We start from the raw sequence: 25,343 nt of genomic DNA, 5'->3' as shown, positions 1-25,343 counted from the left end.
CAGCCTAGCCCGCCAGGCCAGGGGAGGAAACGCCCTCCTCCCCGAACAGCTCCTCGACGAGGCCGACCAGGTTGTGGAGGGCCGGCGCGTCGTTGTTCGACCGCCAAGCCATCCACAGCGGCATGTCGCAGGCAGTGAGCTCTGCCAGATGCAGGAAACGGATGCCGGGCATGGGATGGGCGCTGCTCGCCGAGGGCACGATGGCCACGCCCAGCCCTGCCGCCACCATGCTGAGGATGGTGATGTTGTCGGCGCCGTACTGGACCACCCGCGGCTCGAAGTCGAGGCGGGCGAAGTGGGCCATCACGCGGTCGTAGTAGACCGGCGAGACGCTGCGAAAGCCCCATACGAAGTCGGCTTCCTTCAGTTCGCTCAGACGGCTCGGCGGCGAGGACGACCAGCGCGAGGCCTCGGGTACGGCCAGCATCAGGTGGTCGTGCTGCAGCAGGCGGGTCTCCAGGCCCGGCTGGTCGGCGCTGTCCAGGTAGAGGATGCCGGCGTCCAGGGTGCCGTCCCGCAGCCGCTCAAGCTGGGGCCCCGAGAGCAGCGGGAAGACCTCGAAGGCGACCCTGGGGTAGCGATCGCGATAGTGTCTCAACAGCGCTGCCACTTCCGGCACCCAGAGATGGGTCACCGTGACCCCCAGGCTGACCTTGCCGATCAGCCCCTGGCCCAGCGAGGTGAGTCGCGTCCGGATCTGGGTGCGCCGGTCGAGCAGCTGGACGGCCTCCTCAAAGAGCGCCTGGCCGGCCACCGTCAGGCTGACCCCGCGGGCATGGCGCTCCAGCAGCCGGATGCCCAGGTCCTCCTCCAATAGTCGAACCTGCCGGGTCAGTGCCGGCTGGGCGACGTGCACCCGGCGGCTGGCCGCGGAGATGGAACCGGTCTCCGCAACGGCAATGAAATAGCTGAGTTGTCGGAATTCCACGGGGCCTCTCGCCTCATCCGAGTGGGGGTTATCTCACTCTAGCCATATCATCACGGCATACCAGCAATGCCAAACCTATATTTTTTCTATCGAGCAAGGCGCTCCATAGTCCAGGGACAACCCACAACAAGACTCGCCCCCGGCGAGCTGGACTCTCCCATGACCAAGACCTACCACCTGCTGACGGGGTTGCACTTTGCGGTGTGCACCCTGGCCATGATCTGGCCCGGCGCCCTGATCGCCAACCGTATCGAGCCCATCGTGCTGGGCCTGCCCTTCCTGTTGTTCTGGTACGCCCTGTGGATGCTGGTGCTCTTCGCCGGCATGTGGATCGCCTTCGTCGTTCGTCACGGAGGTGGCCGCCATGAGTGATTCCGTGATCATCATCGGCATTACGCTCGTCTACCTGATCATGGTGCTGGTAGTGGGCCTGCGCGCCCGCGGCCAGTCGAGCTCCAGCCTGGAAGGGTATGTCGCTGGCGGCCGCCACGTGGGCGTAGTGATCCTGTTCTTCATCCTGGGCGCCGAGATCTTCTCCGCCTTCGCCTTCCTCGGCACGCCGGGCTGGGCCTACCAGCACGGCGCGCCGGCCTTCTATATCCTCGCCTACCTGTCGCTGGTGCCGATCACCATCTGGGCGTTGGGCCCGCGGGTGGCCAAGCTGGGCCGCGAGCGGGGCTACCTGACCCAGGGCGACATGATCGCCGACCATTACCGCAGCAAGCCGCTCGGCATGCTGGCCGGCATCATCGGCGTGGTCGCCCTAGTGCCCTACCTGACCATCCAGATCGCCGGCGCCGGCCTGCTGTTCCAGGCCGCGACCGACGGCATGGTGCCCTTCTGGCTGGGTGGGCTGCTGGCCTTCGTGGTGGTGGCCGCCTACGTGTTCTGCAGCGGCCTGAGCGGGATCGGCTGGACCAACCTGGTACAAGGCGTGATGATGATCGCCATCGCCTGGTTCCTGGGACTGGCCATCTCCGAGCGCCTCTACGGCGGCGTGGGGGAGATGTTCACCCAGCTCCAGCAGCAGGCACCGGAGTACCTGACCATGCCCGGGGCCACCGGCATGGGCTGGGGCTACTTCAGCACCGCCGTGCTGGTCAGCGCCTTCGGCGGCGCCATGTGGCCGCACCTGTTCATGAAGTTTTACTCGGCGGACAGCGGCAAGACCCTGCGCAAGGTCAGCGTCTTCTACCCCCTCTACGCCTACCTGCTGGTGCCACTGCTGTTCATCGGCTTTGCCGGCATCCTGGCCTTCGCCGATTCGCCGCTGGAGCGCGCCGATACCGTGCTGCTGAAGATGGTGATGGAGGTGGCCAACTTCTCGCCCTGGGTCATCGGCCTGATGCTCTCCGGCGCCCTGGCAGCCGCCATGTCCACCGGGGCCAACCTCGCCCACACCGCCGCCATCGTGCTGGTGCGTGACGTGATGGGCCCCACCGTGATGAAGGGTGCCAGCGAGAAGACCACGGTCAGCGTGACGCGCTGGAGCGTGCTGGGGCTGTCGCTGGCGGCCTACCTGATCGCGCTGCTCAACCCCGGCTCGCTGGTGATGATCCTGCTCACCGCCTACGGCGTGATCATCCAGCTGTTCCCGATGGTGATCGGCGCGCTGTTCCTGCCACGGCTGCGCCGCGCCAGTGTGATGGCGGGTGCACTGATCGGCAGCCTGGCCTTCCTGCTGATGGAGTTCGTCTGGAGCTCGCCGCTGGGTTGGCACGCCGGGGTCTGGGCCATGCTGCTCAACGTGGCGGCGGTCGCCGCCTGGCAGCAACTGAGCCATGCCTCGCACAACGGCCTTCGCGTGCCCGACACCTCGAGCCACTGAATCGCCATGGAGACCACAATGACGACGCAAACCAATATGCCGGATCTCAAGGGCGCCATTGGCGCCCAGGTGGAGGCGACCCTCGAGCAAGTTCAGGCGCTGTACCGCCAGATTCACCAGCATCCCGAGCTGCCCTTTCAGGAGCATGAGACCAGCGCCCGCCTCGCCGACGCCCTGGAAACGCTGGGCTATGAGGTGACCCGCGGCGTGGGCGGCACCGGCGTGGTGGCCCTGCTCGAGAACGGCGACGGCCCCACGGTGATGCTGCGCGGCGACATGGACGCCCTGCCCATCAAGGAGGACACCGGGCTTGAGTTTGCCAGCACCCGCACGGCCGAGACCGAGAGCGGCACCGTGCCGCTGATGCATGCCTGCGGCCATGACCTGCACAGCAGCTGCGTGGTGGGGGCCGCCGCGGTGATGGCCGGACTTCGGGAACACTGGTCCGGCACCCTGATGCTGATCTGCCAGCCTGCCGAGGAGATCTTCGGCGGGGCCAGGGCCATGCTCGATGACGGCCTCTACACCCGCTTCGCCCGGCCCGATGTCATCCTCGGCCAGCACAACATGCCGGCGCTGGCCGGCACCGTTGGCCATCGCCCCGGCAGTGCCATGGCCGCCTGCACCAACCTGGCCGTGACGATCCACGGCGCCGGCGGTCACGGCTCCATGCCGGCCCAGACGGTGGACCCGGTGGTGATCGCCGCCCATGTGGTCACCCGCCTGCAGACCATCGTCTCCCGCGAGGTGCCGCCGGATGAGACCGTGGTGGTGACCGTCGGCAAGCTGCACGCCGGCACCCAGGCCAACGTCATCCCCCACTCGGCCGAGCTCGAGATCAATATCCGCAGCTTCGACAACGCCCTGCACCGCCAGGTGGTGGAAGGTATCGAGCGTATCATTCGCGCCGAGTGCGAGGCCGGCCGCTCCCCGACGCCGCCGGAATTCCGCGTGCTCAACGAGACCCTCGCCCTGCACAACGACCCGGCAACGGTCGAGCGGGTGCGCCGGGCCCACATCGAGCACTTCGGCGAGGCCAACCTCTACGCCATGCCGCGCCTCAACGGCAGCGAGGACTTCCCGTTCTTCGGCAGCGCCGAGGCGGGCGGCTTCGGCGGCGAGGACATCCCCTATGTCTACTGGTTTATCGGCGCGACGCCAGAATCACGCTGGGTGGAGACGCCGGGGACGAGCGTGGCGGAGAAGATGCGCCACCTGGAGATGCCCCACTCGCCCTACTACTTCCCGGGCAACGAGATCACGCTGCGCACCGGGATCGAGGCCATGGCCGCCGGGGTACTCGCCTACCTGGGGTAGCCTCGCTCGGACGGCGACGTCCTGCAGAACGGAAAGGGGGCGGCATCCCGGGATGCCGCCCCCTTCATTGCGGGTGGGCTGTCGGGCGCCGGCCGTGGGGGGCCCCGATGCACCTGCCACCCGGTCTCGATACGGGTCAGTCGATCTTCAGCACCGGCTTGACGGTGGTGCCGTTCTTCGAGTCCTCGAAGGCCTGGTTGATCTGCTCCGGCGCATAGAACTTCACCAGCCTGTCGAAGGGGAAGCGCCCCGCCTTGTAGTAGGCCACCAGCTGCGGGATGAAGACCCGCGGCACGGAGTCGCCCTCGATCACCCCGATCATCGACTTGCCCTCGGCCATCAGGTCGTGGTGCACGTCCAGGGTCACCTCGGGGGTGACGCCGACGATCGCCGAGACACCCAGCGGGCGCAGCGCCTGCAGCGACTGGCGCACCACTGCCGGTACCCCGGTGGTCTCCACCGCGAACTCGCTGCCGCCGCCGGTGATCTCCCGGATACGTTCGACCACGGCTTCGTGCTTGCCGTTGAGGGCATGGGTGGCACCCAGCTCCCGGGCCAGCGCGAGGCGGCTGTCGTGGACATCGACCGCGATGATGTGCCGGCAGCCGGCGATGCTGGCCGCCATGATGGCGGAGAGCCCCACCGCGCCGCAGCCGTAGACCACCAGGCTCGACCCGAAGTCCGGCTTGAGCCGGTTGAGCACGGTCCCCGCGCCGGTCTGGATGCCACAGCCCAGCGGGCCGAGCAGCGCAAGGTCCACCTCGGGGTCCACCTTTACCGCGTTGCGCGCGCTGACCACGACGTGGCTGGCAAACGACGACTGGCCGAAGAAGGTCGCCAGCGCCTCGCCGTCAAGTGCCAGGCGGTGGCCGCCGTCGTCCATGGCGCCGCCGAAGTTGAGCTCGTTGAAGGTGTCGCAGACGGTGGGATGGCCGGTCAGGCAGTGGCCACAGCTGCCGCAGTGGGCAAACGACAGTACCACATGGTCGCCCACCTCGAGTCCCGTCACACCCTCACCGAGGGCCTCGACCACCCCGGCGCCCTCGTGACCCAGCACGATGGGAAAGGGCGCGATGCCGAGGTCCCTGGCCACGGCATCGGTATGGCACACCCCAGTGGCCAAGATGCGCACGCGGATCTCGCCCAGGGCGGGCTCGGCAAGCTCCACCGCCTGCCACGCGAAGTCACTCCCCTGCGCCGGGGTCACGGCCGCTTGAATCTGCATGGATACTCTCCTTCCTCGAAGGCCCCCGCCCGGCCAATGGCCGAGCGGGGACGGTAGAACGCCTGTTTTCCTTCCGGCAGGCCATACCGCAGCCGCCGGGAGCGGTCACAGGAACTTGGTGAACTGCAGGCGGAAGGTATCGCCCTCGCTCTCGAGCCCCTTCAGTCCTCCCGCCTCGGCATCGTACTCGTGGTAGACGGCGCCCTTGAGCATCACCCCGGCCGTGGGCCAGAGGTAGCCCGCCTCGACGCCGATGGCGTGGCGTTCGGCCTTGGCGCTGGTCGCCGCGCCGTCATCGGCCTCGAGCTGCCAGGCGTCATAGCCCACCAGGCCCAGCTCCAGGCCGTTTTCCAGGCGGTGGCCGAGGCCCCACTCCAGCAGCCAGCTGTCCCCCGGCGTGATGCGGGTGTCGTCCTGCTCGGTCTTGATCTCGTAGCGCGACAGCGCCGAGACGTTCCAGCGCCGCTCGGCATCGAGGTGCCACATGCCGCCCAGGGTGAGCATGGTGGTGCCATAGCCCTTGCCCACCGAGGCCGGGTTGTCGGCCTCGAAGTCGGCGGTGTCGAACCAGTGGCCGGCGGCGAAGGTGGCGTCCCACTGTTCGCCGTGCCAGCCGAGGATCACCGGGCCGACGAAGACGTCGCCGAGGCCGTCGTCCTCGAAGCGCTGGCCGCCGGCGACATCGAGGTCGAGCTCGGTATCGAGCATGGGCACGATCGCCTCGACCCCGTAGTCGGCCCCCAGGAACTGCTGACCGGTCATCCAGATGACGCGATGGGCCCAGGCGTTGACCGACCCAGTGTTACGCCCGGGTGCGGCGTCGCCTCTGGCATCGCGGAAGCTGTCGATGTCGTAGTGCATCAGGTAGCCCCGGTAGTAGAGGCCTTCGGGTGGGGCGGCGGCAGCGCTCAGCCCCTCGATGCCTGGAACGTAATGGCCGTTGATGGCGAGTGCGGGCGTGGCGGCGAGGCTGGCGCCCAGGGCGGCCAGCCAGGCAGTTGTCGGAGTCTTCATCGGGTGTTGTCTCTCTTGTTGTCTCGCCCTGCCATCCCATGGCGAGGGGTGGCAGGGCCGTCGGTCGTGCTTAGAACGGGTAGGCGCGCGGCGAATGCTGGACGCTGATCCACTGGTCGGTGGTGAACTCCTCGATGGCCCAGTCGCCGTTGAAGCGGCCGAGGCCGGAGTTTTTCTCGCCGCCGAAGGGCACGTGGGCCTCGTCGTTGACCGGCATGTCGTTCACATGGGTCATGCCCGCCTTGATGCCCTGGGCGAAGCGTGCGCCTCGCGCCAGGTCGGCGGTAAACACCGCGCTGGAGAGGCCATACTCGCTGGCATTGGCAAGCGTCAGGGCATGGGCCTCGTCGCGGGCCTTCTGGATGCCGACCAGCGGGCCAAAGATCTCCTCGCGACTGATCTCCATCTCCGGGGTGACGTCGCCGAATACGTGCGGCGGCACCAACTGACCCTGGATCTCGCCGTCGAGCAGCACGGTTGCGCCCTCCTGCCGGGCCGTGGCGATCTTGGCCTCCAGACCCTCGCGCTGCCTGGCGTTGATAATCGGCCCGACCACCGTTTCCATGTCGTTCGGGTTGCCGACACGGAGCCCCTTGACCTTCTCCACGAAGCGCGCAACGAAGTCGTCATAGCTGCGTTCGTCGACGATGATGCGGTTGATGGCCATGCAGATCTGGCCCTGGTGCAGGAACTTGCCCATTGCCGCGGCGTTTACCGCCTGGTCGAGGTCGGCATCGTCGAGCACCACGAAGGGGCTGTTGCCGCCCAGTTCCAGGGCCACCTTCTTGATATGCTCGCCGCCACTGCAGATCCCGCCGATGCGCCGCCCCACCGGGGTCGAGCCGGTGAAGGAGACCATCCGCGGCACGCGGTGCTCCACGAAGGCGTCGCCTATCTCGCTGCCGGCACCCACCACCACGCTGAGCAGCCCCTTGGGCAGCCCGGCCTCCTCGAAGACCTTGGCCAGCAGCAGGCCGCCGGTGACCGGGGTGTCGCTGGCCGGCTTGACCACCACGGCGTTGCCCAGCGCCAGCGCCGGGGCGATGGAGCGCTGGGAGAGGTGCAGCGGGAAGTTCCAGGGGCTGATCACCCCCACCACCCCCAGCGGCTTGCGGTAGACGCGGTTCTCCTTGCCCGGCACGTTGGAAGCCAGGGTCATGCCATGGACGCGGCCCGGCATGCTGGCGGCCTCCTGGGTGATGCCGCGGGCCGCACCCCACTCGACGTTGGCCTTGAGGCGGGTGCTGCCCGACTCGCGGATCAGCCAGTCGATGATCTCCTCCTTGCGGGCGTCGAAGATCTCCACCACCCGCTGCAGCAGGGCGCTGCGCTCGGCCGGCGGGGTCGCCGCCCACTCGGCCTGGGCCTTCTCGGCCGCCAGGAAGGCGGCGTCCAGGTCGCTGCGATCCGCCAAGCGGATATCGAGCAGTGCACTGCCATCAAAGGGGTTGGTCACCTTGGCACGGCGTTCGCTGCCGCCCTCGCGCCACTCGCCGGCGATGGGCTGGAGGTGGAAATCGCGGTATGCAGTACTCATGGGTCACTCTCCTCTGGGATATCGCGGACCGAGGGTTACTGGCGAATGCCGGACTTGCCGGGCGACAGGATGCCATTGGGGTCCAGGGCATTCTTCAGGGTCTTGTGCACCTCGCGCAGTGGCTCGCCGAAGGTGCCGGCGACCTGTTCCATGAACTCGGTGTTGGTGCGGTAGAGCCCGTAGCCGCGCTTGGCGAACTCGTCGATCAGCTCGGCGAAGCAGTCATGGGCCCGCTGGGTCTCCTCCGGGTCCTGGCGGTTGTAGAGCAGGTCGATGACGTGGTGCATGTCGCGCCAGCCGACGATGTACTCGGCGACATAGTCGAAGCCGTACTTGCCGAGGATCTGCTGGGCCAGTTCGGTCTGGTCCCTGGTCTCGCTGCCCTTGGCCTGGGAGACCGGCGCGAACCACATGGAGCCACCGCCCCCGCGCCAGTTGTAGAGGCCGAACTCCTGCAGGTTCATGTCGCCCTTCATCAGCGCCGAGCGATACTCGAAGCCACCGCCCCGCTTCTCGGCCTCCTCGCCATACATGATCTTCGCCTTGCCGCTCGCCCCGAAGGCCTGCTCGACGATCTTCCAGTTAACCTCGATCTGCTCCGGGGTGCCGTAGAGCGCCGCATAGACGTTCCACTCGCCGATGCCTTCATCGGCCTTGATGCGCTCGATGGCCTCTCGCGGGATGGAGTCGCTACCGTCGTAGTACTCCTTGCGTACCACGTGGGTGCCGGCATCCCAGAGGGTATGCACGATCACCACGGCGTTGGGGATGATCTGGGCGATGCGCAGCGGGCGCAGCACGTCGACGATCTCCTCGATGTCCTCGGGATCCTGGTACTGGATCAGGAAGGGACGATAGGCGGGCGGCTCCGGCATCAGCCAGAGGCCCATCTTGGTGACGATGCCGTAGTTGGACTGGGTGAAGAGGCCATCGATGTAGGGGCCATAGCCCCACTTGAACACTTGCCAGGAGCTGGAGTTCTCGATGCCCCCCATGCCGGTGCGCACCACTTCGCCGTTGGCCAGCACCACCTCCATGCCGCACTGGAACATGAAGTGCTCGCCGTAGGGGGTGTAACCGACGCCGCGGTCCAGGGTGTTGCCCACCGGTCCTGCGATCGCCGAGGGCGCGGGGGGGTCGAGCCACAGCTTGAGGTCGTGCTCCTTGATGTAGTCGTAGAGCTGCTGGTAGGTCACGCCGGGCTCGAGCAGCGCCGTGCAGACCTCGGCATCCACGTCGAGGATCCGGTTCATGCGGTGCATGTCGAGCATTACCTGGCCGGTCTCCCCCGGGGCGGCGGAGCCGTAGCCCAGGTTCTTGCCGGTGGAGATGGTCCAGATCGGCACCTTGTACTCGTTGCAGGTGCGCACGATCCCCTGCACCTGCTCGGTGGTGGTGGGCAGCAGTGCCGCCGAGGGGATGTAGTCCGCGTCGTCGCCGGCCATCATGATCTTGGTATAGGGCGCGAGTTGGTCGCTCTCGGTCAGGACACTGTCGGCGCCGAGGATCTCGCGAAAACGGGCCAGGGCGGCATCGAAGTCCGCCTCACTCACGCCCTTGGGAAGAATGCGCTGTGTCGTGCTCATGGATGGGTCTCTCGATTGTTGTGATCAGGGGCTCAGAGCCGAACCAGGAAGCTCAGCTCGGTGGCACTCGTGGCCTCTCCGGCGGGGCGCCTGGCCTCCCGGGAGTGGCGACCATGGCCATCCGCCAGCGCCAGTCGGGCATATTCGCGCCCCAGCGCGGCCTGCCAGCTGCCGGTCTCCACCGCCAGCGGCGCCGCCAGCGGGCCGCGATGGCTCAGCAACTGGTGGCGTCCCGCCTCGTGGCGGCCCAGGGCCAGCACGCGGCCGCGCCCGGCCAGCAGGCTGGTGAGCAGCACCAGGCCCGCCTCGTCGGTAAAGCCGGTCGCCAGGGTGCCGGCAGGCAGAGCGTTGAGCGCCAGCGGGTCGAGGCGGCCCTCGTAGCGCGGTGCCCAGCCCTGCTGGCGCAGCCCCAGCCCCAGCTCGGTGGTCGAGCGGTCGGCCCCGTAGAGGCGGATCGGGCCATGCACCGGGGCATCGGCGAGGCCGCGCTCCGCGGCCCAGGCGGCCCCCAGGGAGAGCGGCACCGCGGAGCCCAGCAGCAGGCCGTTCTTCAGCAGTTGTCGACGTGTCAGGTTCATGGCGTCACTCCTCGCCGCCCTGGGCGGGCGCGTCGTCCAGCTCTCCGCTGACCAGGGCCTGGATCAGCGCCTCCAGCTCGGGGTCACTGATCTTGGCCGCACGGAAGGCCGGCATGGCGGCCCGGCCGTTGCGCACGGTCATGCGGATGTAGTTGCCACGGGCCTCCCAGGCCGCCTCGGGGAAGGCGATGGTGATCTCGGGGCCGACGGCCTTGTCCGGGGCGTGGCAGTGGGCACAGACCTGGCGGTACATCTCGGCGGGGTCGCGAACGTCCGGCGCGCTGTCGGGGGCTGCCGAGGCCGCCGCCGGGAGCAGCAGGGCCCCGAGCAGGGCAAGGGGCTTGAGCCTGAGCGAGGGGAGGTGCCGGCAAGGCACCCTTGTTGTGTTGTGCATGTCAGTGTCACCCGTCTGTTCGTCAAGGGCATGTCGCCTTCGGAGCACACCAACACCAACGCCTTGGACTTTGGTATAAATCAAGAAGTTAGCATCGTGCTCCACGTCATTTAACTGTCAAGAACCATGCCGTTATCGGAAAAAACCTTGTCATCAAGGCACTAGGCGAGTTCCCGGCACCGGATTGTCCGGATTTCGGACACCTGTTCGATACTATGGCTCAACCATTTGGTGACCCCCTGCGCAAATGGTGAAGCCCTGCCGTCACCCTGACGGGGGTCCTTGCCCCTCTCCTCCGGACGGGGTGATATCCTCTGGCCTTGATCCGCGACAGCTGGAAGACGTCATGTCCGCCTCACCCCCCGACTACCCCAGTGCCCGCGACCTCATGGATGCCCTGCGCTTCCTGCCGGAGGAGGGCCAGATCTGGCTCGGCGAGCAACGCATGCTGCTGATGCCGCTGGCGGCCTCGTCCTTCTTCCGCAACGAGCTGGTGACCACCCTGGGCATGGAACGTGCCCGCGGGCTCTTCATGCGACTGGGATACCATTCGGGACTGATGGATGCGGAGCTCGGCAGGTCACTCAGGGGAGACGACGAGGCACTGGAGGAGAGCTACCTGGCGGGCCCCCAGCTGCATGCCCTGCAGGGCCATGTCCAGGCGGTCCCGGTGCATCTGGAGATGGACCTGAAGAACGACTGGTTCTATAGCGAGTTCATCTGGAAGGGCTCCTTCGAGGTCGATGTCTGGCGCCCGCGAGGCCCCCAGGCCGAGCCCGTCTGCTGGACCCTGCTGGGGTACGCCTGCGCCTATGCCAGCCACCTGCTGGGCCGCGAGGTTCAGTTCCGCGAGGTCAGCTGTCGCGGCTGCGGGGAGGCCGAGTGCCGCATCGTCGGCAAGCTGGCCGAGGAGTGGCCGGACCATGAGGCCTTCGCCGAGCACTTCCGCGAGGAGCCGCTGATCGATGAGCTCTACGAGCTGCAGGCACGCATCGCCACCCTGGAGGGGGACCTGGCCCGCACCCGCGGCCAGGAGGACTGGGCGCCCATCGGCTCGACGCCGGCCTTCCAGGAGATGCTCGCCATGCTCGACAGCGCGGCGCCCTCCGAGGTCCCCGTGCTGCTGCTGGGCGAGACCGGTACCGGCAAGGAGATCCTGGCCCGGCGCCTGCACGACCAGAGCCACCGTGCCGAGGGCCCCTTCATCGCCGTCAACTGTGCGGCCATCCCGCCGGAGCTGATCGAATCGGAACTGTTCGGCGTCGAGAAGGGGGCCTACACGGGCGCCGTGCAGTCGCGGATGGGACGCTTCGAGCGGGCCGACGGCGGTACCCTGTTCCTGGACGAGCTCGCGGAGCTCTCGCCGCGTGCCCAGGCCGCCCTGCTGCGGGTGCTGCAGGAGCAGCAGATCGAGCGGGTCGGCGCCCAGGCGGTGCAGGACGTGGACGTGCGCATCGTGGCCGCCACCCATACCGACCTGCTGCGACGCGTCGAGGAGGGCAGCTTCCGACAGGACCTCTTCTACCGCCTGAACGCCTTCACCCTGACCGTGCCGCCCCTTCGCGAGCGACGCGAGGACATCGCCACCCTGGCGGAACACTTCCTGTCACGCTTCGAGCACCACTACCAGCGCCGCACCCTGGGCTTCTCCGACCAGGCCCGCTCGGCCTTGAGCCAGTACCGCTGGCCGGGCAACATCCGCGAGCTCAAGAACAGCGTCGAGCGGGGGGTCATCCTCACCGCCGACCACAAGCGCATCACCGAGAAGGCGCTGTTTGGCGACTATCGGGTCCCCACCCTGGCGCGCGAGAAGGGCCAGGGCCTCGATGCCTCGGGCATGCTCACCGCCTCGCCGGGTGGCGCACCCGACGAGGCGTCACCGCGGGAGCGGGTCCGTGCGCTGATCGAGGCCGGCATGACCCTAGAGGAGGTCGAGCGCACCATGCTCGAGACCGCCCAGGCCGACAGCGACGGCAACATCACCGCTGCCGCCCGCCGCCTGGGCATGACCCGCGCCGCCTACGCCTACCGGCTCAAGAAGCACGGCATGCGGTAGGGCCAGGCCGTATGGCAGCGAGGGGATCACCCCAGGCAACGCAGAATGCCCCGCCATCCCCCTCGGGATGGCGGGGCCTCGCACTGGAGTGAGCGCTGGTCAGACCTCGAAGCGTCTAGAAATCAAAGAAGACCGTCTCGCCCTCGCCCTGCAGGCGGATATCGAAGCGATAGCGCACCTTGCCGTCGGCCTCCTCGCGCCGGGCGATCAGGGTCTCTCGGCGGGCCGGTGACTCGATGCGCGAGAGCACCGGGCACTCGGCATTCGCCTCGGCCTCGTCCTCGAAGTAGAGGCGGGTCTGGAGGTGGATATTGATGCCGCGGGCGAAGAGGGTCAGGTTGATATGCGGGGCCATCAGCAGGGCGCTGCGGGCACTCGCCAGGTCGTTCTCCTTGTCATCGATGGCACCGTGCGCCTCGTCGATGCCATCCACCCGCACGCGACCCGGCTTGACGGTCTTGAGGGTCCACTCGCTGCCGTGCTCGAAGGTGGTGGCGGTGCGCCCGAAGCTGTTGAACGGCTTCTCGAGGTCGTACTCGCGCTGGTAGCCCCCCTTGCTGTCCGCCTGCCAGGCCTCGAGGAAGGCGTCGCGCACCAGGTCGCCGTTGCCGTCGATCACGGTACCGACGATCTCGATGTGCTCGCCCTCGGCCTCGGGACGGGCCATCTCGTTCCAGATCTCCTCGTCGCGGGTCGGGTTGCCGGCGGCGGCCAGGGCCAGGCCGATGTGCACGTAGGGCCCGGCGGTCTGGGAGGCGGTCTCGCGCAGCATCAGCTCGCTGGCGGGCTGGGAATTGGGCTGTTTCATGGTCTGGTTACCCCGTCCTGTCACTGGTTCTCGAACCGATCACTGGTTCTCGAACCGATCACTGGTTTTCAAACCGGTTACTGGTTTTCGAAATAGGTCTGCAGTTCGCCGCGCACGACCAGGTCGAAGCGGTAGGCCAGGCAGTCCATGGGCCGGCTGCGCGCCATGTCCAGGCGACCGATCATGGTCTCGACGGCGTCGGGATCCTTGAGGGTGTTGACGATGGGGCACAGCGGGATCAGCGGATCGCCCTCGAAGTACATCTGGGTGATCAGGCGGGTGGAGATCGCCGGGCCCATCACCGAGACGTGGATGTGCGAGGGACGCCAGCTGTTCACGTCGTTGGGCCAGGGATAGGGACCCGGCTTGATGGTGCGAAAGCGGTACCAGCCCGCCTCGTCGGTCAGGCAACGCCCCACACCGCCGAAGTTGGGATCCAGCGGCGCCAGGTAGTTGTCGTTGCGGTGGCGATAGCGGCCGCCGGCGTTGGCCTGCCACATCTCCACCAGGGTGTGGGGCACCGGCTTGCCGAACTGGTCGACCACGCGACCGAACATGATGATGCGCTCCCCCACCGGCAGCCCCTGCTCCTGGCTCGGATCCTGGCGAAAGTTGAGCAGCAGGTCGTTGTCGTGGGGGCCCATGCGCAGGCCGCGGAACGCCGGGCCAGTGAGCTCGGAGGCGGTGGCATGCTGCATGCTGACCAGCGCCTGGCGCGGGGAGCGGGCCACGGAGGTCTTGTAGCCGGGCGCATAGGCCGGCGGATGCCAGTTGCGGTCGCGCTCCACGAAGCGCTTGCTCTCGTCCTGCATGTCGATTCGTCTCCCGGGGGTATGGATCCCGGCTAGTGTGGCGCCCTACCGATGGCCTGCCAATTGACGTCTTCATCGCCTCGCATAACCCAGGGGTTATGCCTTACCTGCCACCCACCAGATTCGCCGCCACCTCCCTCAGCGTCTCGCAGAACCCCTCCAGGGCCAGCGACGGCGCCAGGCTGGCGTTGGTGCAGAGCCCCACCGAGCCACCCTGCTGCTCAAGCGGCAGGGCCAGCTCGACCAGCCGGCCCTCGAGCAGGGCGTCGCGCACCGCCTCTTCCGGCGCCACCCAGACGGCGTCGCTCTCCAGGGTGTAGCGCTGGCTCAACGGCAGCGACAGGGTCTCCAGCTGACGCCCCGGCAGGCGCAGCGAGTGGCGCACGCAGAAGCTGTCGACCTGCTGGCGCAGCGTGGTCCGGGGCGGTGGCAGCACCCAGGGGTAGTCCCCCAGACGGTGGGGCTCGAGGGGCTCGACCCCGGCCAGCGGGTGCCCTGCCCTCACCACCAGGACAAGGCGCTCGTAGTAGAGGTGCTCGAAGGCCAGGTCGCGGATCTCACGGGCCTCGGTCATGCGCCCCACCACCAGGTCCAGCTCCCCCCGGCGCAGTCGGGAGAGCAGGAAGGCACTGGGCCCGGTCACCACGTTGACACCGGCCTCGCCGGCCTCGGCCTGCTGCCAGCGCCGGATCGCCTCGGGCAGCAGGTGGCTCTCCACCGTGGAGAGCGCCCCTACCCTGAGCCAGCGCACCGCGGCATGGGCCTCGCCCAGGGCGCTGACGCCCTCCTCCAGGGCGCGGATCGCCGGGCCGGCGTGGCGCAGCAGGGTCAGGCCGGCCTGGGTGAGCGCCACCCCTCGGGAGGTCCGCTCGAAGAGCGCGGTGCCGAGGATATCCTCGAGCTCCTTGATGGTCTTGGACATGCCCGGCTGGGTGATCGCCAGGCGCTCGGCGGCACGCGCGAAGCTGCGCTGGCGGGCTACCTCCAGGAAGGCCTGGAGGTGGCGCAGCTTGATACGAGCATTGAGCATTCGGACCTCCCGTTGGCGCGGGGCGAACCGCCGCCGACTCGCCATAGCCAAAAAGACGAAGCCGGCCCTTCGGCCGGCTTCGTATCTTGCCATAGTGGCGTGGGCTTCAGCGCCCTCGCCAACGTCCGCGGCAGGATCAGGCCTCGCCGGATCCCCAGCCCAGCTCCTTGGCCAGCGAGAAGGCATGGTTGGCCGCCGGCACGCCGCCATAGATGGCCACATGCATCAGGACCTGGCGCAGCTCCGCCTCGGAGAGCCCGATGCGCCTGGCGGTCTTGAGGTGCAGGGTCAGCTCCTCGCGCCCCAGGGCGGCGAGGATGCCGGTGGTGATCATGCTGCGCTCGCGACGGGTCAGGTCGTCATTGCTCCACAGCTCGCCCCAGGCCAGGCGGGTGATCATCTGCTGGAAGGGCGCATCCAGGCGGGTGGCCTTCGCGGTGGAACGCGCCACGTGCTCCTCGCCCAGCACCTGCTGGCGGGTCTCGAGGCCGGTGGCGTAGGCCACGCCCTGGTTGGCCACGTCGCCCAGGTCCACCGCCATCACCGCCAGCAGCTTCTCGGCGAACAGGCCCGGCACCTCCATGGAGGGCACGTGGCCGACGCCCTCGAGGATCTCCAGAGGGGCACCGTCGAGTTCGGCGGCCAGGGCCTCCAGGGTCGCCGGCGGGGTCGCCAGGTCCTCGCTGCCGCCGAAGAGCTGCACCTTGACGCCCTTCCCCGAGAGTTTCCCCGTGAAGGTATCGCGACCCAGCATCTCGCACAGCAGCGCATAGGCGTCATCGTCGCCCCGGCCCATCTGGGTGCACCAGCCCGCCTTCAGGGCCGGCTCGGCCTCGAAGCAGGCGGGGGCGAACCAGCGCGGCACGATCTCCTCGGACATCGCCACCAGGCCCTCCTGGCGCACGCGGCCGGCGCGGGTGTTCCACAACTCGGCGTTGCCGATCACCGCCCCGGTGTTGGTCAGGGTGGCGCTGAGCAGCCGCTCGCCGTGCTCGCTGACCAGTTGCTGGCCCACGACGCCACCGATGGAGGTACCGGCGAAGTGGAAGCGGCCGGCGCCGGCGTGGTCGGCCAGGGCGAGGGCTTCGCTTGCCAGGTCGGCCGGGGTGATCGCCCCCTCGCCCCAGGCCTGGCTGGCGCCGTGGCCGGGCAGGTCCCAGGTCAGTACGCGGTAACGCGGCAGCAGCGCCGGCAGCACGTCGTCCCACACCGCCTGGCTCATGCCCAGCGGGTGCGCCAGCACCACCAGGGGGTTGGCCTCGGCGCCGAGCAGGCGATAGGCGACGCTGCGTCCGTTGATGTTCAGAAATGCCATGGAAGTCTCTCCTGACTCCGTACGTCAAAATTCAATGTTGCCCCCTCGACGGCGGTCCATATCGCCCGTCAGTGGCCCCGACATGGACCCGATGGCGAGCCGTCAGACAGCCTCGAGCCCCAGGATCTGGCGGGCCTGTTGCCAGCTGGCCACCGGGCGCTCGTACTTCTCGCACAGCTGGGCGACACGCTCGACCAGGGCGGCGTTGGAGGGGGCCAGGCTATCCTTGTCCCAGCGGACGTTGTCTTCGAGGCCGGTGCGCGTATGGCCTCCGGCGGCGATCGACCACTCATTGAGCTTGAGCTGGTTGGCGCCGACACCAGCCCCGCACCACTGGGAACCCGGCGCCAGGCGTTCGAGGGTCTCGATGTAGAAGTCAAAGGTCGGCTTGTCGGCCGGCATGGCGTTCTTCACGCCCATCACGAACTGGACGTAGAGCGGCGCCTTGATCTTGCCCTGCTTCATCAGGTTCACCGCCTGATGGATATGCGACAGGTCGAAGGCCTCGATCTCGGGCTTGATGTCATAGGTCAGCATCTCGGAGGCGAGCCAGTCCACCAGGTCGGGGGAATTCTCGTAGACGCGCGTGGGGAAGTTGTTGGACCCCACCGACAGGCTGGCCATGTCGGGCTTCAGCGGTAGCATGCCGCCGCGCTCACGGTCGGCGCCGGAGCGGCCGCCGGTGGAGAGCTGGACGATCATCCCCGGACAGTGCTTGCGCAGTCCCTCGAGCAGACGGGCGAACTTCTCGGGATCCGAGGTCGGGGTCTGGTCGTCGTTGCGGACATGGCAGTGCGCAATGGTCGCGCCGGCCTCGAAGGCCGCCTGGGTGCTCTCGATCTGCTCCTCGATGGTGATCGGAACCGCCGGGTTGTTCTCTTTGCGTGGCAGGCTGCCGGTGATGGCAACGCAGATAATGCAGGGATTTGACATGGGAACCTCGCGTTATGCCCAGGGGCTGTTGTGGAGGGTATGAAGGAATCTCAAGGTCGGTGCCGCAGGCGCCTAGGCCCGCTCGATCAGGGTGGCGATGCCCTGCCCCACGCCCACGCACATGGTGCACAGGGCGTAGCGCTTGCCGCTCTTGTGCAGCTCATGGGCGGCGGTCAGCAGCAGGCGGGCGCCGGACATGCCCAGCGGATGGCCCAGGGCGATGGCGCCGCCGTTGGGGTTGACCCGCGGGTCGTCATCCTCGAGGCCGAGGTCGCGCATGCAGGCGAGTGCCTGGGCGGCGAAGGCCTCGTTGAGTTCGATGACGTCGATCTCGTCGAGCGACACGCCGGTACGCGCGAGCAGCTTGTTCACTGCCGGCACCGGGCCAACCCCCATGATGCGCGGCTCGACCCCGGCGGTGGCCATGCCGAGGATCTTCGCCATGGGTGTCAGGCCGTGCTTATCGACCGCTTCTCGACTTGCCACCAGCATGGCGGCGGCGCCGTCGTTGACCCCCGAGGCATTGCCGGCGGTGACGCTGCCGCCCTCGCGGAAGGGGGTGGGCAGGCCGGCGAGCTTCTCGAGGGTGGTCTCGCGCAGGTGCTCGTCCTGGTCGAAGATCAGCGGTTCCTGCTTGCGGCGCGGGATCTCGATGGCGGTGATCTCCTCGGCAAAGCGGCCGGCCTGCTGGGCGGCGGCGGCCTTCTGCTGGGAGCGCAGGGCGAAGGCGTCCTGGTCCTCGCGGGAGATCGAGAACTGCTCGGCCACGTTCTCGGCGGTCTCGGGCATCGACTCGACGCCGTAGGCCTTCTTCATCAGCGGGTTGATGAAGCGCCAGCCGATGGTGGTGTCCTCGATCTTCTGGCCGCGTGAGAAGGCGCTGTCGGCCTTGCCCATCACGTAGGGCGCACGGGACATGGACTCCACGCCGCCGGCCAGGGCCAGTTCCATCTCGCCGGCCTTGATGGCACGGAAGGCGGTGCCCACCGCGTCCATCCCGGAGCCGCACAGGCGGTTCAGCGTGGTGCCGGGCACGGAGGTCGGCAGGCCGGCGAGCAGCAGCGACATGCGCGCCACGCTGCGGTTGTCCTCGCCGGCCTGATTGGCGCAGCCCATGAAGACATCGTCGATGGCCGCCGGGTCGAGCCCCGGGGCATCATTCAGCACTGCCTTGAAGATGCTGGCGGCGAGATCGTCGGGGCGCACGCTTGCCAGGGTGCCGCCGAAGCGGCCCACGGCGCTGCGCCGCGGATGACAGAGGAATACGTCGCTCATGGGGGTCTCCTGTTACTCGCCGGCGTGCTGGCGTTCGGTGCGTTCTTTAAGCTCGCGCAGGATCTCGAGCTCATGTGAGGAGGGCTCGGGGGTGCTCTCGAGGTCGCCGGCGAAGCGGATCTCCCAGCCGGTGGCATCACACACCTCCTCGCGGCTCACGCCCGGATGCAGGGAGACCACGGTGAGCTCCTTGCTCTCGGGGTCGGGCTTCATCACGCAGAGGTCGGTGATGACGCGCGTGGGCCCCTTGCCGATGTTCGGCACGCCGTCGCGGCCCTTGCCGTCGCGGCCGAAGCCCAGGGTGGTGACGAAATCGACGTCCTTCACGAAGGCGCGCTTGGAATGCTTCAGGGTGACAAAGACCTCCCCCGCATTCGTCGCAATTTCGGGAGCACCACCACCGCCCGGCAGGCGCACCTTGGGATCATGGTAGTCGCCGATCAGGGTGGTGTTGAGGTTGGCGTAGCGGTCGATCTGGGCGGTGCCCAGGAAGCCCACACTGATCTTGCCGCCCTGCAGCCAGTATCGGAACATCTCCGGCACCGCAACGGTGGTCAGAGCCGACTCGGCGAGCTCACCGTCGCCGATGGAGAGCGGCAGCACCTCCGGCTTGGTCTGCAGGGTACCGGACTCGTAGATCAGCACCACGTCGGGGGCATGGGTCAGGCGCGCCAGGTTGGCGGCCTCGGAGGGCAGGCCGATGCCGACGAAGCAGGTCATGCCGTTTTCCAGGGCGCGGGCGGCGGTGACGGTCATCATCTCCGAAGACGTGTACTCGATGCTCATCAGGCGTTCCCCCCTGCGTTCATGACATTCTCTTCGATCCAGGCCGTGAAGGCGTCGCGATCCCGGGCGATGGCATCCCACTCCTTGTAGAAGCGGTTGTTACGCGGGTAGTAGCCATGGGCATAGGAGGGCAAGGCGCCCTTCTCGGCCACGGCGATGGCATCGATGGCCCAGCCCGGGATGATGCAGGCGTTGGGGTGGTAATCCGGCTCGGCGGTCAGGTCCTCGACGACCTCCTCGACGGTGACGATGCTCTTGGCAGCCGCCAGCACGGCCTCCTTCTGCACGCCGACGATGCCCTCCACCAGCACATTGCCCTTACGGTCCGCCTTCTGGGCGTGGACGATGGAGACATCGGGTCGCACCGCCGGCACCGCGGCCAGGCGCTCGCCGGTGAAGGGGCACTCGATGAACCTGATCTGGTCGTTGACGTTGGGCAGCTCGCTGCCGACATAGCCGCGCAGCACGGCCAGCGGCAGGCCGGCGGCCCCGGCCTCGAAGGCGCAGGCCATCGCGGCGTGGCTGTGCTCGAGGATCTCGATCTTGCGCGGCCAGCCCTTCTCCACGGCGTCGCGCAGGCGGTGCAGGGAGCCCACGCCGGGGTTCCCGCCCCACGAGAAGATGACCTTCTTCGCACAGCCCGCGCCGATCAGCTGATCGTAGATCAGGTCGGGGGTCATGCGGATCAGGGTGAGGTCGCGCTTCTTCTGGCGGATCACCTCGTGCCCCGCGGCGAAGGGAATCAGGTGGGTAAAGCCTTCCATGGCCACGGTGGCGCCGTCCTCGACGTAGCGCGCCACCGCGTCATGCAGGCTCAGGAACTCGGCCATGGGATCTCCTCCTGGCGGTGTCTCTCTCGACAAGTTCGAATAACGAACATTGATTTGTGATGCGAACAAACTACCCCCGTCGCGATCGGCCGTCAAATCCCGCCGTGCGCGCACGAAAAAGGGGAGGCCTGGCCTCCCCTTGCGATCACTCCGCGCAAATGTCGAACTTTCAGTCGATTACTTGCCCTCCAGCCAGGCGATGGCACGCTGCACCTGGGCACGACTACTACCAAGGTATAAGGCCGGGTCACTGGCCCGCTCGAGATCGTCACGCTCGACGCGCCCCGCCAGCTCCTCGTGCCCCGCCAGCAGCTGTTCGTGCAGTACCTGGGCATAGGGGCGCCCTGTCAGGCGCGCCGACTCGGCGGCCTCGGCGCTGATACGCCTGGCGGCATCCTGGCCCACCACCGGGGCCAGCAGGCGCGAGACCGGTTCGGCCATGATGCCACCGCCCGTCGCCGCCAGGTTGCGCCGCATCGCCTCGGGGTGGACCTCCAGGCCCTCGAGCAGCACCGCGGCCTGTTCCAGTGCGCCTTCCAGCAGCAGGGCACTGTCGAGCAGCGGCGCCCACTCGGCGTGCCACTCCCCCAGCCCCCGCTCCAGGGGCTGGGCCGCGGCGTTGAGGATCACCGTGGCATGGCCGTGCACCTGGCGGGCGGCGCCGCGGATCAGCGCGCAGCGCACCGGATTGCGCTTGTGCGGCATCGAGGAGGACTCCCCCATGCCGGGAGCCCCCGGTTCGGCCACCTCGCCGAGCTCCGTCTGGGTCAGCAGCGACACGTCCAGGGCCAGCTTCTCGGCAGCACCGGCGGCGGCATCCAGCCCCGTGGCCAGGGCATGGATCGGTTGGCGATCGGTGTGCCAGGGCAGCACGGCGGTCGCGAGGCCCAGCCGCTCGGCCAGGGCGTCCATGAACGCAAGGCCCAGGTTGTCCCGGCCCGGCCCGTCCAGACCAGAGTGCACCGCCACGGCGCCGCCGAACTGCACCGGCAGTTCAAGCCCGGCCAGGCGGCGACGGGCCTGCTCCAGGCCGATGGCCCAGTGGGCCACCTTGACGCCGAAGGTGATCGGCAGCGCCTGCTGCATCAGGGTGCGGCCCACCATCACGGTCTGGTCATGGGCCTGCATCAGGCTAAGGGCCGCGGTGCGACAGCGCACCAGCAGGGCATCGAGGGACGCCAGCCGAGGCGCCAGCAGCAGCATCAGGGCCGTGTCGACCACGTCCTGGCTGGTGGCGCCCTGGTGCCAGTAGCGCTTGAGCGCCTCCGGCAAGGCCGCGCGTCCCTGCTTGACGAAGGGGATGGCCGCATTGCCGCCGCTGGCGATGCCGGCGGCGATCGCCTCCAGGTCGAAGTCATGCGCCTCGAGGGTCCTGCGCATGGCCTGGCTGGCGCCCTCGGGGACCGCCCCACGGGCCTCCTGGACCTCGGCCAGGGCCAGCTCGAAGGCCAGCATGGCGTCGACCATGGCCCGGGCATTGCACTCGGCCAGCGCCTGCTGGCTCATGAAGGGGTGCTGGATGAAGGCGGCAGGCATGGCGGTCTCTCCGGTGGTGGCGTGGGGCATCAACCCGGGGGCTCCCCCTATGGTCGCACACATGTTCGCATTTCGAACAAATATGCTAGATTAGACCAAGGTTCTCCGGCAACACGACCAAGGATAACGACGGATGGAAACGTCTCTGCAGGATGAGGCCCTGAGCCCCGACGATCGTGACTTCGTGACCGCACTGGCCAGTGGCCTCGAGGTCATCCTGGCCTTCGACGAGGCCCACCCGCGCATGACGCTCAGCGAGGTGGCGTCGCGCACCGGCATGAACCGTGCCCGGGCGCGACGCTTCCTGCTGACCCTGCATGCCCTGGGCTATGTCCGCAAGCAGCAGCGCCACTTCGAGCTGGCCCCCAAGGTGCTGAACCTCGGCTATGCGTTCCTCTCCGCCAACAACTATCGCAGCGTGATCCAGCAGATCCTCGAGGACATCACCAACGAGTGTGGCGAGTCCTCGTCGCTGGGCGTGCTGGACGGCGATGACGTCACCTATGTGGCGCGCTCCTCGTCGCGCCGCCGGCTGATGGCCATCACCCTCTCGGTGGGTACGCGCCTGCCGGCGGCCCACACCTCCATGGGGCGGGTGCTGCTGGCCCAGCTGCCGGACGCCGAGCTCGACGCCTTCCTGGCACGGGTGGTCCTCGAGCCGCATACCGACAAGACCATCACCGACAAGGCCGAGCTCAGGCGCTGCATCCTCGAGGTGCGCCAGCAGGGCTACGCCATCGCCGACCAGGAACTCGACTCCGGGTTGCGCTCGGTGGCCGTGCCGGCCTTCGATGCCAACGGCCGGCTGCTCGGCGCGATCAACATCAGCACCAATGCCGCCCGGGTCGACTTCGACACCCTGATGCGCCAGTACCTGCCGCTGCTGCAGGAGAAGGCCCGACAGATCCGCGCCAGCGTCAGCTGATCCATCTGCCACCCCAAGGACGGCGAAGTGCTAGAGATACTGGCGATCACGCTGCCGATCTTCCTGCTGATCGGCGCCGGCTTCACCGCGGCTCGCACCGGCCTGCTGAGTCGCGACAACATGCAGGGCGTGGGCACCTTCGTCATGTACCTGGCCCTGCCCTCGCTGATCATCCGCGCCCTGACCGAGCACCCGCTGGCGGAGGTCTTCAACCCGACCTACCTGCTGGCCTACGGCCTGGGGTCGCTGGCGACCTTCCTGCTGGGGCTGGCGCTCTCCATGGGGCTGCGCGGCAAGCGCCTGGATGCCGGTGCCATCCACGCCCTGGGCATGTCGGCCTCCAACAGCGGCTTCATCGGCTACCCGGTCGCCCTGATGGCGATCGGCCCGCCGGCGGCCATCTTCATGGCGCTGAACATGGTGGTGGAGACGCTGTTCATCATACCCACGGCGCTGATACTGGCCGAGGCCAGCCGCCAGAACGGCAACGGCGTCGGCCAGGTGGCGCGTCAGACCCTCGCTCGCCTGACACGCAACCCGGTCCTGATCGGGCTGTTGATCGGCATGCTCCTTGCCCTGACCGGGCTGAGGCTTCCGGGCCCAGTGGCCCGGGCCGTCGGCATGCTGGCCGACGCGGCGGGCCCCGCGGCCCTGTTCACCATCGGCGGCATGCTGCATGGCCTCAAGGTGCGGGGCATGGCCATGGATGTCGGACAGGTGGTACTGGGCAAGCTGCTGCTGCACCCGCTGGTCGTGCTGGGCGCCTTCCTGCTGCTGCCCGATCCGGACCCGATGCTGATCGCCGGCGCCATGCTGTTCGCCTGCGCACCGATGATCAGCGTCTACCCGCTGTTCGGCAAGCAGTACGGCCAGGGCGACACCAGTGCCGCGGGGCTGATGGTCAGCACCCTCGCCTCCTTCGTGACCATCAGCCTGGTGATCTGGCTGCTGACGCAGTTCGGCCTGCTGCCGGTCTGAGCGCCAGCCGTCAGCAGCCTGCCCCCTCGCCGGCGGCCATCACCGCCTCCAGCGCGCTGACATAGCCGCGGCTCCCCAGGCCCGCGATCACCGCGTCGGCCCGCAGCGAGACATAGGAGTGGTGGCGGAAGCTCTCGCGCTTGTGCACGTTGGAGAGGTGCACCTCGATCACCCTGCCCTCGAAGGCGTTGAGCGCATCCAGGATCGCGACGGAGGTGTGGGTATAGGCCGCCGGGTTGATGATGATCGCCGCGGTGCCATCCAGGCGGCTCGCCTGGATGAGGTCGATCAGCTCGCCCTCGTGATTGCTCTGCCGACAGGTGACCTCCCAGCCTCCCATCGCCGCCTGCTCATAGAGGGCGTTGTTGATGTCCTCCAGGGTCTCATGGCCATAGATCTCCGGCTGCCGGGTGCCCAGCAGGTTGAGATTGGGGCCATGGAGCACCAGTACCTTGCGCTGGCTCATCCGGCAGTCTCCCTTGATTGTTTGTCCGTGGAGGTTAAAGAGATCAGCCAGCGATGTCCCTGGCAGCCCGGCAATTGTCAGTGCCACCCCCCAGGGTTGCAAGGCAGAGGCCATCCCCTCGACGAACTGACGGTAAAAGACGCCGCCCCTCGGAAACATCCAATCTGGTCAGATTGGCCCTGAGGGCAACTGTCATTGCCAGGCTGGCCTGCAGACAATACGGATCAACAAGGAAGCACGACGCATCGTTGACGCGAACGCACACGTGACAGGATTCCTTGTCGACCCAGGCTCCATGCGCCCAGACAACAGGCCATCAGGTCGGCGGTGGTATGGAGAGACCCACAACAAGACCCCGAGGTGACACCATGGACAAGACCCGTCTTGAAGGAAAGAACTGCCTGATTACCGGTGCCGCGCGTGGCATGGGTGCCGCCGTTGCCGAACACTATGCCGCACAGGGCGCCAATGTGTGCGTGGCCGACCTCAACCTCGAAGGCTGTGAGGAGGTCGTGGCACGCATCAAGGAAAAGGGTGGCAATGCCATCGCCGTGAAGCTCAACGTGACCGAGCGTGACCAGATGAAGGCAGCCGTCAAGGCCACCGTCGATGCCTTCGGCAGCCTCAACGTCATGGTCAACAACGCCGGCATCAACAAGCCGCTGATGTTCATGGACATCACGGAAGAGAACTGGCACCAGATCATGGACGTCAATGCGCTGGGTTGCCTGATCGGGATGCAGGAAGCCGCCAGGCAGATGATCGACCAGGGCAAGGAGAACGGTCCCTACAAGATCATCAATGTCGGCTCCATCCTGTCCCGCCAGGCCTTCGATGACGTGGTGCCCTACTCCTGCAGCAAGCATGCCGTGCTGGCCATGATCAACGGTGGTGCCAAGGCACTGGTCGACCACAACATCACCGTCAACGGCTATGGCCCCGGCGTCGTGCGTACCGAGCTGTGGGAGCAGCTCGACAAGGACCTGGTCAGCATCGGCAAGTTCGACAAGCAGGGCCAGTCCATGGACGAGCTCGCCGAGAAGATGATCCTGATGAAGCGCTACTCCTACCCGGAAGATGTGGTCGGCACGGCCTCCTTCCTGGCCAGCCCCGAGTCGGACTACATGACCGGCCAGCTGCTGATGATCGACGGCGGCATGATCATGCAGTGACGCCACCGCCAACC

The 25,343-nt window shown here is 67.7% G+C and carries 24 protein-coding genes; 7 read left to right on the top strand and 17 right to left on the bottom strand.

Annotated elements, in window-relative coordinates:
* Positions 1–4 precede the first annotated feature (4 nt).
* A complete protein-coding gene (locus P8934_RS01460; RefSeq protein ID WP_278032583.1) occupies positions 5–928 on the bottom strand; it encodes a LysR family transcriptional regulator in 924 nt (307 codons plus the stop codon).
* Positions 929–1,087: 159 nt separating this feature from the next.
* On the opposite strand from P8934_RS01460, the gene P8934_RS01455 reads away from it, so the two are divergent.
* The 3 genes from P8934_RS01455 to P8934_RS01445 are packed head-to-tail and all read left to right on the top strand — an operon-like array spanning position 1,088 to position 4,073.
* Complete coding sequence (locus tag P8934_RS01455) at positions 1,088–1,300, top strand: hypothetical protein (RefSeq protein ID WP_278032582.1); 213 nt, start codon at positions 1,088–1,090, stop codon at positions 1,298–1,300.
* A complete protein-coding gene (locus P8934_RS01450; RefSeq protein WP_278032581.1) occupies positions 1,293–2,756 on the top strand; it encodes a sodium:solute symporter family protein in 1,464 nt (487 codons plus the stop codon). Before P8934_RS01455 ends, P8934_RS01450 begins: the two co-directional genes overlap by 8 nt.
* 18 nt (positions 2,757–2,774) lie before the next feature.
* Positions 2,775–4,073, top strand: coding sequence for an amidohydrolase (locus tag P8934_RS01445; protein WP_278032580.1), 1,299 nt, complete (start codon positions 2,775–2,777; stop codon positions 4,071–4,073).
* A 136-nt stretch (positions 4,074–4,209) separates the two neighbouring features.
* Here P8934_RS01445 and P8934_RS01440 read toward each other — a convergent pair whose 3' ends face one another.
* The 6 genes from P8934_RS01440 to P8934_RS01415 all read right to left on the bottom strand — a co-directional run bounded on the left by P8934_RS01440 (position 4,210) and on the right by P8934_RS01415 (position 10,407).
* The gene (locus tag P8934_RS01440; RefSeq protein WP_278032579.1) at positions 4,210–5,298 is read right to left on the bottom strand and encodes an NAD(P)-dependent alcohol dehydrogenase; all 1,089 of its coding nucleotides are present in this window, start codon (positions 5,296–5,298) and stop codon (positions 4,210–4,212) included.
* A 105-nt stretch (positions 5,299–5,403) separates the two neighbouring features.
* Positions 5,404–6,312, bottom strand: coding sequence for a transporter (locus P8934_RS01435; protein WP_278032578.1), 909 nt, complete (start codon positions 6,310–6,312; stop codon positions 5,404–5,406).
* A 70-nt stretch (positions 6,313–6,382) separates the two neighbouring features.
* Positions 6,383–7,849, bottom strand: coding sequence for an aldehyde dehydrogenase family protein (locus P8934_RS01430; RefSeq protein WP_278032577.1), 1,467 nt, complete (start codon positions 7,847–7,849; stop codon positions 6,383–6,385).
* A gap of 35 nt (positions 7,850–7,884) precedes the next feature.
* The gene (locus P8934_RS01425) at positions 7,885–9,435 is read right to left on the bottom strand and encodes an FAD-binding oxidoreductase (protein ID WP_278032576.1); all 1,551 of its coding nucleotides are present in this window, start codon (positions 9,433–9,435) and stop codon (positions 7,885–7,887) included.
* A 32-nt stretch (positions 9,436–9,467) separates the two neighbouring features.
* Positions 9,468–10,013, bottom strand: a complete 546-nt coding sequence (locus P8934_RS01420) for a hypothetical protein (RefSeq protein ID WP_278032575.1) — start codon at positions 10,011–10,013, stop codon at positions 9,468–9,470.
* A gap of 4 nt (positions 10,014–10,017) precedes the next feature.
* Complete coding sequence (locus P8934_RS01415; protein ID WP_278032574.1) at positions 10,018–10,407, bottom strand: cytochrome c; 390 nt, start codon at positions 10,405–10,407, stop codon at positions 10,018–10,020.
* A 346-nt stretch (positions 10,408–10,753) separates the two neighbouring features.
* Between P8934_RS01415 and P8934_RS01410 the strand changes: the two genes are divergently transcribed.
* A complete protein-coding gene (locus tag P8934_RS01410) occupies positions 10,754–12,463 on the top strand; it encodes a sigma-54-dependent Fis family transcriptional regulator (RefSeq protein WP_278032573.1) in 1,710 nt (569 codons plus the stop codon).
* A 115-nt stretch (positions 12,464–12,578) separates the two neighbouring features.
* Here the strand turns inward: P8934_RS01410 and P8934_RS01405 are convergent, their stop codons facing one another.
* The 9 genes from P8934_RS01405 to P8934_RS01365 form a co-directional block, all read right to left on the bottom strand.
* Positions 12,579–13,271, bottom strand: coding sequence for a protocatechuate 3,4-dioxygenase subunit alpha (locus tag P8934_RS01405; RefSeq protein ID WP_278032572.1), 693 nt, complete (start codon positions 13,269–13,271; stop codon positions 12,579–12,581).
* Between the two features lie 77 nt (positions 13,272–13,348).
* On the bottom strand, positions 13,349–14,089 hold the full coding sequence (gene pcaH / locus P8934_RS01400; protein ID WP_347403457.1) for a protocatechuate 3,4-dioxygenase subunit beta: 741 nt from the start codon (positions 14,087–14,089) through the stop codon (positions 13,349–13,351).
* 97 nt (positions 14,090–14,186) lie between these two features.
* Positions 14,187–15,113 (bottom strand): pca operon transcription factor PcaQ, encoded by a 927-nt coding sequence (gene pcaQ / locus P8934_RS01395; RefSeq protein WP_278032570.1) that lies wholly within the window; start codon positions 15,111–15,113, stop codon positions 14,187–14,189.
* 136 nt (positions 15,114–15,249) lie between these two features.
* A complete protein-coding gene (locus P8934_RS01390; RefSeq protein ID WP_278032569.1) occupies positions 15,250–16,428 on the bottom strand; it encodes an alpha/beta fold hydrolase in 1,179 nt (392 codons plus the stop codon).
* Between the two features lie 102 nt (positions 16,429–16,530).
* Positions 16,531–17,361, bottom strand: a complete 831-nt coding sequence (locus tag P8934_RS01385) for a 3-keto-5-aminohexanoate cleavage protein (RefSeq protein ID WP_278032568.1) — start codon at positions 17,359–17,361, stop codon at positions 16,531–16,533.
* Positions 17,362–17,433: 72 nt separating this feature from the next.
* Positions 17,434–18,636, bottom strand: a complete 1,203-nt coding sequence (gene pcaF, locus P8934_RS01380) for a 3-oxoadipyl-CoA thiolase (protein WP_278032567.1) — start codon at positions 18,634–18,636, stop codon at positions 17,434–17,436.
* 12 nt (positions 18,637–18,648) lie between these two features.
* Entirely contained in the window at positions 18,649–19,416 is a 768-nt protein-coding gene (locus P8934_RS01375; protein WP_347403456.1) for a CoA-transferase subunit beta, read from the bottom strand.
* Positions 19,417–19,421: 5 nt separating this feature from the next.
* The gene (locus P8934_RS01370) at positions 19,422–20,252 is read right to left on the bottom strand and encodes a CoA-transferase (RefSeq protein ID WP_278032565.1); all 831 of its coding nucleotides are present in this window, start codon (positions 20,250–20,252) and stop codon (positions 19,422–19,424) included.
* 177 nt (positions 20,253–20,429) lie between these two features.
* Positions 20,430–21,818: an adenylosuccinate lyase family protein gene (locus tag P8934_RS01365; RefSeq protein WP_347403446.1), complete on the bottom strand. Its 1,389-nt coding sequence runs from the start codon at positions 21,816–21,818 to the stop codon at positions 20,430–20,432.
* 103 nt (positions 21,819–21,921) lie between these two features.
* Between P8934_RS01365 and P8934_RS01360 the strand changes: the two genes are divergently transcribed.
* Together P8934_RS01360 and P8934_RS01355 are read left to right on the top strand one after the other, a co-directional pair.
* Positions 21,922–22,713, top strand: coding sequence for an IclR family transcriptional regulator C-terminal domain-containing protein (locus tag P8934_RS01360; RefSeq protein WP_278032564.1), 792 nt, complete (start codon positions 21,922–21,924; stop codon positions 22,711–22,713).
* Positions 22,714–22,740: 27 nt separating this feature from the next.
* Entirely contained in the window at positions 22,741–23,691 is a 951-nt protein-coding gene (locus P8934_RS01355; RefSeq protein WP_278032563.1) for an AEC family transporter, read from the top strand.
* A gap of 10 nt (positions 23,692–23,701) precedes the next feature.
* Here the strand turns inward: P8934_RS01355 and aroQ are convergent, their stop codons facing one another.
* The gene (gene aroQ / locus P8934_RS01350; protein WP_278032562.1) at positions 23,702–24,157 is read right to left on the bottom strand and encodes a type II 3-dehydroquinate dehydratase; all 456 of its coding nucleotides are present in this window, start codon (positions 24,155–24,157) and stop codon (positions 23,702–23,704) included.
* A 368-nt stretch (positions 24,158–24,525) separates the two neighbouring features.
* Here aroQ and P8934_RS01345 point away from each other — a divergent pair, with 368 nt between their 5' ends.
* Positions 24,526–25,329, top strand: coding sequence for an SDR family oxidoreductase (locus P8934_RS01345; protein ID WP_133637232.1), 804 nt, complete (start codon positions 24,526–24,528; stop codon positions 25,327–25,329).
* Positions 25,330–25,343: the final 14 nt, after the last annotated feature.

Origin of the sequence: Halomonas sp. CKK8 (assembly GCF_029625235.1) — a bacterium.
In the GTDB taxonomy this organism is placed as follows: Bacteria; Pseudomonadota; Gammaproteobacteria; order Pseudomonadales; family Halomonadaceae; genus Halomonas; species Halomonas ventosae.
The sequence above is the reverse complement of the archived record's forward strand: the minus strand, read 5'-3'. Positions and strand labels throughout refer to the sequence as shown.

What these genes read in the sequence shown, in the direction of transcription:
- P8934_RS01455 (WP_278032582.1), top strand. Translation starts at nt 1,088, where the DNA reads ATGACCAAGACCTACCACCTGCTGACGGGGTTGCACTTTGCGGTGTGC.
- P8934_RS01450 (WP_278032581.1), top strand. Translation starts at nt 1,293, where the DNA reads ATGAGTGATTCCGTGATCATCATCGGCATTACGCTCGTCTACCTGATC.
- P8934_RS01445 (WP_278032580.1), top strand. Translation starts at nt 2,775, where the DNA reads ATGACGACGCAAACCAATATGCCGGATCTCAAGGGCGCCATTGGCGCC.
- P8934_RS01440 (WP_278032579.1), bottom strand. Translation starts at nt 5,298, where the DNA reads ATGCAGATTCAAGCGGCCGTGACCCCGGCGCAGGGGAGTGACTTCGCG.
- P8934_RS01435 (WP_278032578.1), bottom strand. Translation starts at nt 6,312, where the DNA reads ATGAAGACTCCGACAACTGCCTGGCTGGCCGCCCTGGGCGCCAGCCTC.
- P8934_RS01430 (WP_278032577.1), bottom strand. Translation starts at nt 7,849, where the DNA reads ATGAGTACTGCATACCGCGATTTCCACCTCCAGCCCATCGCCGGCGAG.
- P8934_RS01425 (WP_278032576.1), bottom strand. Translation starts at nt 9,435, where the DNA reads ATGAGCACGACACAGCGCATTCTTCCCAAGGGCGTGAGTGAGGCGGAC.
- P8934_RS01420 (WP_278032575.1), bottom strand. Translation starts at nt 10,013, where the DNA reads ATGAACCTGACACGTCGACAACTGCTGAAGAACGGCCTGCTGCTGGGC.
- P8934_RS01415 (WP_278032574.1), bottom strand. Translation starts at nt 10,407, where the DNA reads ATGCACAACACAACAAGGGTGCCTTGCCGGCACCTCCCCTCGCTCAGG.
- P8934_RS01410 (WP_278032573.1), top strand. Translation starts at nt 10,754, where the DNA reads ATGTCCGCCTCACCCCCCGACTACCCCAGTGCCCGCGACCTCATGGAT.
- P8934_RS01405 (WP_278032572.1), bottom strand. Translation starts at nt 13,271, where the DNA reads ATGAAACAGCCCAATTCCCAGCCCGCCAGCGAGCTGATGCTGCGCGAG.
- pcaQ (WP_278032570.1), bottom strand. Translation starts at nt 15,113, where the DNA reads ATGCTCAATGCTCGTATCAAGCTGCGCCACCTCCAGGCCTTCCTGGAG.
- P8934_RS01390 (WP_278032569.1), bottom strand. Translation starts at nt 16,428, where the DNA reads ATGGCATTTCTGAACATCAACGGACGCAGCGTCGCCTATCGCCTGCTC.
- P8934_RS01385 (WP_278032568.1), bottom strand. Translation starts at nt 17,361, where the DNA reads ATGTCAAATCCCTGCATTATCTGCGTTGCCATCACCGGCAGCCTGCCA.
- pcaF (WP_278032567.1), bottom strand. Translation starts at nt 18,636, where the DNA reads ATGAGCGACGTATTCCTCTGTCATCCGCGGCGCAGCGCCGTGGGCCGC.
- P8934_RS01370 (WP_278032565.1), bottom strand. Translation starts at nt 20,252, where the DNA reads ATGGCCGAGTTCCTGAGCCTGCATGACGCGGTGGCGCGCTACGTCGAG.
- P8934_RS01365 (WP_347403446.1), bottom strand. Translation starts at nt 21,818, where the DNA reads ATGCCCCACGCCACCACCGGAGAGACCGCCATGCCTGCCGCCTTCATC.
- P8934_RS01360 (WP_278032564.1), top strand. Translation starts at nt 21,922, where the DNA reads ATGGAAACGTCTCTGCAGGATGAGGCCCTGAGCCCCGACGATCGTGAC.
- aroQ (WP_278032562.1), bottom strand. Translation starts at nt 24,157, where the DNA reads ATGAGCCAGCGCAAGGTACTGGTGCTCCATGGCCCCAATCTCAACCTG.
- P8934_RS01345 (WP_133637232.1), top strand. Translation starts at nt 24,526, where the DNA reads ATGGACAAGACCCGTCTTGAAGGAAAGAACTGCCTGATTACCGGTGCC.